This is a genomic window from Flavobacterium sp. FPG59, from assembly GCF_002150205.1.
GTDB lineage: Bacteria > Bacteroidota > Bacteroidia > Flavobacteriales > Flavobacteriaceae > Flavobacterium.
The window spans coordinates 1-9,744 of the sequence record NZ_MTCA01000107.1 but is presented as its reverse complement, the minus strand read 5'-3'; the positions used below and the strand labels follow the sequence as shown (position 1 = coordinate 9,744).

The 9,744-nt window shown below is 33.0% G+C and carries 10 protein-coding genes; 3 read left to right on the top strand and 7 right to left on the bottom strand.

The annotated features are described in order from the left end of the window. Positions 1–151: 151 nt before the first annotated feature. Together smpB and FPG59_RS10250 are read right to left on the bottom strand one after the other, a co-directional pair. Positions 152–604, bottom strand: coding sequence for an SsrA-binding protein SmpB (gene smpB, locus FPG59_RS10255; protein WP_086454511.1), 453 nt, complete (start codon positions 602–604; stop codon positions 152–154). 37 nt (positions 605–641) lie between these two features. Beyond that, positions 642–1,127, bottom strand: coding sequence for a histidine phosphatase family protein (locus FPG59_RS10250; RefSeq protein WP_086454510.1), 486 nt, complete (start codon positions 1,125–1,127; stop codon positions 642–644). A 58-nt stretch (positions 1,128–1,185) separates the two neighbouring features. Here FPG59_RS10250 and FPG59_RS10245 point away from each other — a divergent pair, with 58 nt between their 5' ends. Further along, positions 1,186–1,410, top strand: coding sequence for a VF530 family DNA-binding protein (locus FPG59_RS10245; protein ID WP_086454509.1), 225 nt, complete (start codon positions 1,186–1,188; stop codon positions 1,408–1,410). On the opposite strand, the gene FPG59_RS10240 is transcribed toward FPG59_RS10245, so the two are convergent. The 3 genes from FPG59_RS10240 to FPG59_RS10230 all read right to left on the bottom strand — a co-directional run bounded on the left by FPG59_RS10240 (position 1,407) and on the right by FPG59_RS10230 (position 3,471). Next, positions 1,407–1,958, bottom strand: coding sequence for a DUF3575 domain-containing protein (locus FPG59_RS10240; RefSeq protein ID WP_086454508.1), 552 nt, complete (start codon positions 1,956–1,958; stop codon positions 1,407–1,409). The genes FPG59_RS10245 and FPG59_RS10240 overlap by 4 nt on opposite strands. 100 nt (positions 1,959–2,058) lie before the next feature. Then, positions 2,059–2,610, bottom strand: coding sequence for a GNAT family N-acetyltransferase (locus tag FPG59_RS10235; RefSeq protein WP_086454507.1), 552 nt, complete (start codon positions 2,608–2,610; stop codon positions 2,059–2,061). Positions 2,611–2,619: 9 nt separating this feature from the next. Beyond that, positions 2,620–3,471, bottom strand: a complete 852-nt coding sequence (locus tag FPG59_RS10230; RefSeq protein WP_086454506.1) for an aldose 1-epimerase family protein — start codon at positions 3,469–3,471, stop codon at positions 2,620–2,622. A 156-nt stretch (positions 3,472–3,627) separates the two neighbouring features. On the opposite strand from FPG59_RS10230, the gene FPG59_RS10225 reads away from it, so the two are divergent. After that, entirely contained in the window at positions 3,628–5,895 is a 2,268-nt protein-coding gene (locus FPG59_RS10225) for a M1 family metallopeptidase (protein WP_086454505.1), read from the top strand. 75 nt (positions 5,896–5,970) lie between these two features. Here FPG59_RS10225 and FPG59_RS10220 read toward each other — a convergent pair whose 3' ends face one another. Next, positions 5,971–7,011, bottom strand: a complete 1,041-nt coding sequence (locus FPG59_RS10220) for an agmatine/peptidylarginine deiminase (protein WP_086454504.1) — start codon at positions 7,009–7,011, stop codon at positions 5,971–5,973. Between the two features lie 175 nt (positions 7,012–7,186). Between FPG59_RS10220 and FPG59_RS10215 the strand changes: the two genes are divergently transcribed. Next, positions 7,187–8,713, top strand: coding sequence for a choice-of-anchor I family protein (locus FPG59_RS10215; RefSeq protein WP_086454503.1), 1,527 nt, complete (start codon positions 7,187–7,189; stop codon positions 8,711–8,713). Between the two features lie 72 nt (positions 8,714–8,785). Here FPG59_RS10215 and FPG59_RS10210 read toward each other — a convergent pair whose 3' ends face one another. Next, a complete protein-coding gene (locus tag FPG59_RS10210; protein WP_086454502.1) occupies positions 8,786–9,673 on the bottom strand; it encodes a carbon-nitrogen hydrolase in 888 nt (295 codons plus the stop codon). Positions 9,674–9,744 lie beyond the last annotated feature (71 nt).

Here is a 9,744-nt window from a genome sequence, read left to right as displayed (position 1 = left end):
AAAAAGAGTTGTAGATGATTTTTTTTGGCTTAGCCCAAAAATGAATTTTTCTTAAATTATTTGGAATAAAAATAAGATATTTTACTCTGGTTAGCTATCGTAATTTTTCATCAAAATAGCTTTGCTCTAAAACAAAAAAAATCATTTTAATTTAAAATGATTTTTTTATGCGTTCTAAGTCTCGTTTTGTATCCTGTTCTTTTAAAGATTCTCGTTTATCATAGGTTTTCTTTCCTTTACAAAGACCTATTTGAAGTTTTGCCATTCCTTTTTCATTTGTAAATAATTTAAGAGGAACTATTGTTAAGCCTTTAGCCTGAACACTTTTAGATAAGCTTTTAAGTTCTTTTTTATTTAAGAGTAATTTACGTTCGCTACGGGCTTTGTGATTGAATTGATTCCCAAAAGAGTATTCCTCAATGTAGGTGTTTATGGCAAATAATTCTAGATTACTGAATTCACAAAAACTTTCTGTAATATTGGCTTTGCCTAAACGAATTGATTTAATCTCAGTACCAGCCAAAACGATTCCAGCCGTAAATGTTTCGATAATTTCATAATCGAATTTGGCTCTTTTATTGTAAATATTAATTGTTTTTAACATGGTGCAAAGGTAGCAAAATTAAAATATCAAGCAATGTTTATGGTAATTTCAATAAATGGTAGCTTATGGTATCACCAGTAATTGTAATTACATACAAGTTCCCAAAAACCGTATCTTCAATATCAGGAAACAAATTGTATTTGATAACTTGGTTTACAAACTTGGGTATTGAATTGCTGTGCCCTACAATCAAGACTTTTTTATTTAGAGTTTCATTTTTGAAATTTTCAATATTTAAATCTTTAAGATCGTACAGTTTAGTTTTTATATTTTTAGCTGTAGCTGTAGGTGCTGCAGTTTGTGTGGTTCTTTTAAAATCGGTGCTGTAAATTTCGTCAAAGTGCACATCCGCAAAAATAGCATTCCATTGATTGGCTCTTTTTAATCCACTTTCTGATAAATCAGGATTTTTGGAATCATCTACTTTTTCGGCATGTCTTATAAAATAATAGGTAGTAACATTTTGTTGCGCTAAACAAATATTAAAAAACAGTAGGGCAAGGATGAGTAGGTTTTTTTTCATGGTTAGATTTTTTAGGGGGTTAATAAATCATAAATTTTAGAATGTATATATTTGTACAATGGAAAAATTAAAATCAAACGACCCGCTACACGGAATCACCCTTCAGCAAATTGTAGAAAAGCTTGTCAGTCATTATGGATTTGACACCCTAAGTGAACTGATTAAAATTAAATGTTTTTCAAGTAATCCTAGTATAAAATCTAGTTTGACTTTTTTAAGAAAAACTGAGTGGGCTCGTAAACAAGTTGAAGATTTGTATGTTAAAAGTATGAAAAAATTTTAATTAATTTTATAGGAAACCATCACACCGCCTCGATAAGGCAAAGATTCTCCACTTTTATTATAATTTTTGGCTTTATCATAGCGTTCACCCGTAGTTAAGTCATATCCTTTGTAAAATCCTTGATGCCAACCACCACCTAAAAAGCAATCAATCATAAATTTATCACTTACTTTTACTTGATATCCTATGGTAGCTCCTGCAAAATATCCAAGACCCTTTTCATATAAATTAGTATTTAAATAATTCCATTTTTGGAAATTAAAAATACTTGCCCCTATGTGTGCGCCTGCATAAAACCCATTGTATTTTTCTTTGAAATGGTATCTATATTCAGGAGTAAAGGTGTAAAATTCTCTGGGTTTACCGTTTACAGATTTCCAAAAGGAAGCAAGAGCATCAAAATGAAAAGTTGATTTTTTACCAATGCTAGTTTCTATACCTACATTAGGAATTGTAAAAAGCGTTGTAAAAGCATTTGCTTTTATATAGGTTTGGGCTGAAATGGAAGAATACGTTATTAAAATAAAGATGATCAGGAATTTTTTCATGGCTAATAAAGTAGGATTTAGATTTAAGGGTTTGATAAGTGCACAAATGTAGTAGTAATTTACTTTTTACATAACATTTGTGCGTTTTTTATATTTGTATTTATGAGTGATCTAGTAAGGAATAGATCACAGAGTCTAAAAATTTACCATTGTAAAATTCATATTCTTTAAAATGCGCTTCTTTTATAAAACCATTTTTTTCTAAAACTTTTGCCGATCCAATATTTTCAGGTGCTATAACTGCTTCTATAGAATGTAGTTTTAAGTCATGAAACCCATAATGAACTGCAGCCTTAACTGCCTCAGTTATGATTCCTCTTTTATGATAATCAGGAAGTAGCATGTATCCAATTTCGGCTCGGTAATGTTCTGGTTTAATGCGATAATGACCAATAATCCCGATGAGTTTTGGACTATCTTTTAAAGTTATGGCCCAGTTTATACCTTCATTAGCTTCAATTTTTTGATCAATCATGGCAATATGCTCTAAAGCTTCTTCATCAGTTTTCAACAAAGGACGAGGGATATACTGCATGGTTTCTGGATTTGACCGTAGCATTAAAATTTCTTTTACATCACCTGCGTTTACTCTTCTTAAAAGTAAACGTTCGGTTTCTAAATCAGGAAACGGATTAAAATTAATGGTTAGCATGTTTTTAATTTAAAGGATTTCAATACTAAATGTAGATTGAAAACGAGATTTTGATTCTAAAATTTGAACACCTTCTTTTTGAAATAAATCATTTGTACTATTTACGACATCAGAATAACCGTACCATGGTTCAATACAAATAAATGGTGCTGCGTTTTTTGTCCAAATACCTAAATTAGGGAAACCATTATAATCAACTTTTAAGATAGGCTTTTTGTGTTCTAAAATAGTGAGTTGTTTAGAACTTATAGTTTTGAAAATCAAGGCATCATGCTCGAATAGGGTGTAATCAAGAGGAAGTTTTTTGTCTTGAGTATTTAATTTTTTAGTTTCATTCGATATCAAATTATTTTCTAAAACGTGATATTGCAAAGCTTCATTTTGATCAAATTCGATTTCATAACTTTCAAATGATTCTGGAAGCGCAAAGGCTGGGTGAGCACCAATAGAAAAAGGCATTGTATTTGTACCTACATTAAATAAATCGTAAGAAATAGATAATTTTGTTTCTTCCAGAGTATAGATCAGTTGCAATTGAAACTCAAAAGGGTAATTTTTTAAAGTTTCACTATTGTGTGACAACAAAAAAACAGCTTTTTCGGCAGTATTTTCAACTAATTCAAAATCCATATCTCGAGCAAAACCGTGGCGTGATAAGTGATATTCTTGGTTTTCATAATGAAATGAATTGTTTTTTAAAGTTCCTACAATTGGGAACAGTACCGGAGAATGCTTGCCCCAAAATTCAGGATTTCCATTCCATATATAGTCTCTTTGATCGTTGTCTTTTAGAGAAATGAGCTCGGCACCACGATGATTTATGGTTGCTGTGAGTTTGTGGTTTTTTAAGGTGGTATTCAAAATAATGGTTGTTTATTGTAATCCTTGGTTTTTGTTGTAAATATATTCATTATTTGAGCACGACCTAATTTTTTTGGTTTAAGTCCTTAAAATCTCTCGCATTTTAAGTCACAAATCATCTTTTTTCCCTTAATTTGTAAAAAAAATCAATTAACTATGAAGAAAATTAATGTTGGATTTTTGTGGCATGCAGGTTTGTTCCTTTTAGGAATTGCAAATCTTAGTGCGCAACAAACTCCTGAGAATACTGCACGTCCAGTATCAAAGTATGACTATCATGATGCTTTTGCCCCACATTTTTATTCTAAAAATGGAACGGCAACTCGTTCTGCGAGTGGTCAACCAGGTTCAGAATATTGGCAAAATAGCGCTAGTTACAAACTAACGGCTAAATTAGATGAAAAAAACAATGAAATTTCAGGATCTGGAATCATAACGTACACCAACAATAGTCCTGATAAATTAGGATTTGTTTGGATGAATTTGGATCAAAATCTTTTTAAAGCTGATTCTAGAGGAAGTGCTATTGTACCATTAACAGGTAGTAGAAATGGTGCTCAAGGACAAGTTTTTGATGGTGGTCACAAAATAAAATCAGTATCTGTTGTAAGCACTAATAAAGGTGTAGCTACAGAAACTGCTGTGAAATATGTAATTTCAGATACAAGAATGCAGGTTTTTTTGCCACAAGCGCTTAACGCCAAAGGTGGAACTATAAAAATTAAAATTGATTTCTCATTCATTGCTCCTTATGAAGGATCAGATAGAATGGGAGTTTTAGAAACTAAAAATGGAAAAATATTTACCATGGCGCAATGGTATCCTCGTATGTGTGTGTATGATGATGTTCGTGGCTGGAACGTAAACCCATATTTAGGAGCCTCTGAATTCTATTTAGAATATGGTGATTTTGATGTAAGTATTACTGCTCCTTCTAATCATATTGTAGTTGCTTCGGGTGAGTTGACAAATGCTTCTGCTGTATTTTCAACGGTAGAACAAAGTAGATTGGCACAAGCCAAACAAAGTGATAAAACGGTATTTATTAGAACAGCTGAGGAAGTTGCTACCACTTCAAAAACGGGATCATCAGCTACAAAAACTTGGAATTTTAAAATGATCAATTCCCGTGATTTTTCTTGGTCATCATCAGCCTCTTTTATTTTAGATGCTGCCAAAATCAATTTACCAAGCGGAAAAAAATCTTTAGCAATGTCTGTTTATCCTGTCGAAAGTGCAGGTGACGCAGCTTGGGGTAGATCTACAGAATATACTAAGGCTTCTATTGAACATTATTCAAAAAAGTGGTTTGAATACCCTTATCCTGCAGCTGTAAATGTTGCTGGAAATGAAGGTGGAATGGAGTATCCTGGAATTGTTTTTTGTAGCTGGGAATCAAAAGGAGCTGATTTATGGGGTGTTACAGATCATGAATTTGGACATATCTGGTTTCCAATGATTGTAGGATCTAATGAACGATTGTTTGCTTGGATGGATGAAGGATTTAATACTTTTATCAATTCATTAAGTTCAATTGATTTTAATAATGGAGAATACAAAGAGCCAAAAGCAGACATGCATCAAAGAGCAGAAATGTATACAAGTCCTTTTCTGGAAACAATAATGAGTTCACCAGATAATATGAAGGAGCGTAACATTGGTCTTTTGGCGTATTCTAAACCAAGTTCAGGTTTGGTAATTCTTAGAGAGCAGGTTTTAGGGCCAGAGCGTTTTGACTTGGCTTTGAAAACCTATATCGAAAGATGGGCTTACAAACACCCACAGCCTGATGATTTTTTTAGAACTATGGAGAATGTTGCTGGTGAAGATTTGAGCTGGTTCTGGAGAGGTTGGTTCCAGTACAATTGGCGCTTAGATCAAGGTATAAATTCAATAAAATATGTAAAAAATGATCCTAAAAAAGGAGTAATTATTACTATTGAGAATTTTGAAAAAATGGCTATGCCGGTTTCTTTAGATGTGAAAACTAAAAGCGGAAAGATAACCAGAGTACAATTACCAGTTGAAGTGTGGCAGAAAAACAAATCGTGGTCGTTTAAACACAATTCTACAGAGGAAATAGAAAGCATCACATTAGATCCGGATCATGCGTTTCCAGATTCAAATACTGCCAATAATGTATGGACTGCTGACAAAGGTTTACTTGAAAAAGATGTAATTCTGGATGGTTATTTGGGAACTTTTTCAACTCAAATGGCTCCTTTAAAAATCACTTTTTCTGAAAAAAATGGAGCTCTTAATGCGTTGATTACAAATTATCCTTCTTTTTCTGTGGAGAACATTGGAAAAAATGCTTTTGAATCAAAACAAGCAGGACTTAAGTTTGAATTCAACGAAAGTTTAAATGGTTTTGATATGACTGTTCCAGGTGGACAAAAAATTCCTTTTACCAGAGATAAATAAATTTTTGGAATTTTAAAGAAGAATTTATTTTAACAAAAAAGACTTGTAAGTATTTACAAGTCTTTTTTTATTTCTTTATTCAGGTATTTGCTGGCTTAAACAATGTAGGGTTCCAAAACCCCAAATAAAATCAGTTGCATTTATGCCGATAATTTCTCTATCTGGAAAGCATTCTGCTAGTATGTTTAGTGCTTTACGATCATTACTATCATTAAAAGTAGGTACTAAAACACATTGGTTTAAAATCAAAAAATTAGCATAGCTAGCAGGTAATCGCAAACCGTCAAATTCTACTTTCTTCGGCATTGGCAATGCTACTATGACTGGAGATTTTCCATTTTCAAGTTTAGCGTTTTGTAACCTTTTTAAATTGTCTTGTAGTGGCTTATAATTTTTATCAAGCGGATCATTTTCTACAATAGTGACAATAGTATCTTCGTTAACAAATCGGCACAAATCATCAATATGTCCATGAGTATCATCGCCTTCAATTCCGTCGCCTAACCAAATCACATTGGTTACGCCAAGATATTCTTTGAAAACTGCTTCGTAATCCTCTTTTGTAAAGCCTGCATTTCGAACCTGTATGTCTGGGTGCATTAAACATTCCTCGGATGTTAATAAGGTTCCACGCCCGTTTACATCGATGGCACCACCTTCAACAATTACTGGTTTTCCTTTGTACATGACTTGAGTCACAGGAATATTTAGAAATTCGCCCACTTTCTCAGGAACAAATTTATCTAATTGTATGTTTTTGTATTTGGCCCAGCCATTAAAATTAAAGTTTAATGCCTCTCTTTCGGTTCCGTTCTTTATAATGATTGGTCCAGAATCACGCATCCAACTTCTATTGGTTTTGTAAATGATATACAAAACATTTGTTAGTTCAACATGAGCTGTTTCCAGCATGGTGTTTACTTTTGCTTTATGGTTTTCATCTGCCACAACCAAAAAAACAGTTTCAAAAGTTGCTACTTTTTTAATAAATTCTACAAAAGCCCATTGAACTGCTTCATATTTTCCTGGCCAATCTTTCCCATTATGAGGGAAACACAGTAGCATTCCTTGTTGTTTTTCCCATTCGGCTGGAAAACGCCTAGTATTTGTAGTCATATTATATACGTTTATCAAAGTTGCAAATATAATGATTCAGACTCACTTAAAAAACGAGCAAACAATGCAATTTTTTAAAACTGCGTTTTCAATTATAGTGTTAAGGTAATGATTAAATAATATTGTGTTAATTACAGTTGATTTGTTCATTTCTATTTTTGGTAAAAAATAATCTATGAAAAAATACAGTATTTCACTTCTAGCTGCAATTTTGATTTTGTCTAGTTGTACTAAAGAGGATAATTCAAGTAATGATCAAGAGACTATTGTGAATGAAAATCCTGCCTCATTTAAAGAAATTGGAAGTCTTACAATAGGAGGAACAGGTGCTGCTGAAATTAGTGCTTATGACGAAGTATCAAAGAAATTATTTACTGTCAACAATAGCAATACGAATAGAATTGATGTAATTGATTTGTCAAATCCAGCGAGTCCAAAATTTGTAACCAGTATTGATTTGACTCCTTACAATGGTGCATCAAATAGTGTTGCTACCTTTAATGGTAAATTAGCTGTGGCTTTAGAGGCAAAAACTAATAAGCAGGATCCTGGTAAAGTTTTGGTTTTTGATACCACTACATATGCTCTTATTAAAGAAATTACTGTTGGGGCATTACCTGATATGATTACATTTTCTCCTGATGGAAATTTTATTATGACTGCTAATGAAGGTGAACCAAATGACACTTACTCAATTGATCCTGAAGGTTCTGTGTCTGTCATTTCTGTGGCCAATAATTATGCTGTTTCTACTTTGAATTTTACAAGTTTTAGCAATCAGTTAGCTGCGTTAAAAGGGAAAGGATTTAGAATAGCTAGTCCTACAAACAATTTTGCTAATGATATTGAACCAGAATACATTACGATATCTGCTGATTCAAAAACAGCTTGGGTAACTTTACAAGAAAATAATGGAGTTGCTAAAATTGATTTGACAAGCAAAACGATTACGAATATTTTTCCTTTGGGTCTAAAAGACTATAATCTTGCTGATAATGCAATTGATGTTAGCGATAAAGATGGAGGGGTATTTATGAAACCTTGGAAAATAAAAGGAATGTATCAACCTGATGCCATAAGTAGTTTTGAGGTAAATAAAATATCCTATTTTGTAACTGCAAATGAAGGTGATGCTAGAGAATATAGTGCTTTTGTTGATGTTAGAAGAGTAGGTCATTCATCAGTGGTTCTGGATCCTTTTGCATTTCCAGATGCAGCAGCTTTAAAAGCGGAATCTAGTCTAGGAAGATTAAATATCAATACTAAAATGGGTGATACAGATGGAGATGGTGATTTTGATGAACTTGTTTCTTTTGGTTCTAGATCTTTCTCTATATGGAATGGTACAACAGGTGAATTAGTATATGATAGCAAAAATGAATTGGATAAAAAATCACAAGAATTAGGTTTTTATGATGACGGCAGAAGTGATGATAAAGGTGCTGAGCCAGAATCTGTTGTTGTTACAAAAATGGGGACTAAGACAATACTTTTTGTAGGTCTTGAACGCGCCGATGCAGTAATGATTTATGATATCTCAAATCCTGCTGCACCAAAATTAATGCAAACTTTAAAAACGGGTGACGCTCCTGAAGGTCTGCTATATATTCCTGCTTCAAAAAGCCCAACAAAAAGAAGTTTGCTTGTGGTAAGTAGTGAAGGTGATGGAAGTGTGAAAGTTTTCCAGCCAGATTTGAATTAAAATACTCTCGAAATAAAAAAATCCCTGCTTGAATAAACTTTAAGCAGGGATTTTTTGTTTTAAAAAGAGCAGTTAGTCAATTGCTCTTTTTGTAATATCTCCAAATGCATCTATGCGTCTGTCTCTAAAAAATGGCCAGTTTTGGCGCACATTTTCTTGTAAGTCTAAATCAACTTCGGCAATTAAAATTTCTTCTTTATCATGTGAGGCTTGCGCCAAAATTTCTCCTTGTGGCCCGCAGATAAATGAAGCACCCCAAAATTCAATTCCAGGAGTTTCTGGTAAATACTTTTCTAAACCAATGCGGTTTGCTGCTGCAACATAAACACCATTTGCAACGGCATGACCTTTCATAACATTCATCCAAGCGCCATATTGGTTTTCACCATATTGCTCTTTTTCTTGTGGATGCCAACCAATTGCTGTTGGGTAAAACAATACTTCGGAACCTTTTAAAGCTGTTATGCGTGCTGCTTCTGGATACCATTGATCCCAACAGATTAATGTTCCTATATTTCCTTTCTGTGTACGATTATTTTTAAATCCTAAATCACCCGGTGTAAAATAGAATTTTTCGTAAAAAGCGGGATCATCTGGAATGTGCATTTTTCTATACAACCCTGCTTCTGATCCATCTGTATCAATAATGTAAGCACTGTTGTGGTAAATGCCAGCCATTCTTTTTTCGAAAAAAGGAACAATGATTACCACACCTAATTCTTTTGCAAGGGCACTAAAAGCAATAAAAGAAGTGCTGTAAAGTGGTTCAGCTAAAGCAAAATTATCTACATCTTCACTTTGACAAAAGTAATGACTGCTATACAGTTCTGGTAATGAAATAACTTCAGCACCAAGTTTTGCTGCATCTCTTACCCAACTAATGCATTTTTTTAAATTGTTTTCGGCTACATCATTCAGGTTTAATTGAATAACAGCTATTTTGTACTTTTTATTTGGCATGACATAAATTTTAGAATGCAAAAATAGTAAATTTTACGGCTAGTATAAAATAGGGTTCATCGGAATAAAAT

Excerpts from the sequence above, each read along its gene's own strand:
- smpB (WP_086454511.1), bottom strand. The coding sequence starts at position 604 with ATGTTAAAAACAATTAATATTTACAATAAAAGAGCCAAATTCGATTAT.
- FPG59_RS10250 (WP_086454510.1), bottom strand. The coding sequence starts at position 1,127 with ATGAAAAAAAACCTACTCATCCTTGCCCTACTGTTTTTTAATATTTGT.
- FPG59_RS10245 (WP_086454509.1), top strand. The coding sequence starts at position 1,186 with ATGGAAAAATTAAAATCAAACGACCCGCTACACGGAATCACCCTTCAG.
- FPG59_RS10240 (WP_086454508.1), bottom strand. The coding sequence starts at position 1,958 with ATGAAAAAATTCCTGATCATCTTTATTTTAATAACGTATTCTTCCATT.
- FPG59_RS10235 (WP_086454507.1), bottom strand. The coding sequence starts at position 2,610 with ATGCTAACCATTAATTTTAATCCGTTTCCTGATTTAGAAACCGAACGT.
- FPG59_RS10225 (WP_086454505.1), top strand. The coding sequence starts at position 3,628 with ATGAAGAAAATTAATGTTGGATTTTTGTGGCATGCAGGTTTGTTCCTT.
- FPG59_RS10220 (WP_086454504.1), bottom strand. The coding sequence starts at position 7,011 with ATGACTACAAATACTAGGCGTTTTCCAGCCGAATGGGAAAAACAACAA.
- FPG59_RS10215 (WP_086454503.1), top strand. The coding sequence starts at position 7,187 with ATGAAAAAATACAGTATTTCACTTCTAGCTGCAATTTTGATTTTGTCT.
- FPG59_RS10210 (WP_086454502.1), bottom strand. The coding sequence starts at position 9,673 with ATGCCAAATAAAAAGTACAAAATAGCTGTTATTCAATTAAACCTGAAT.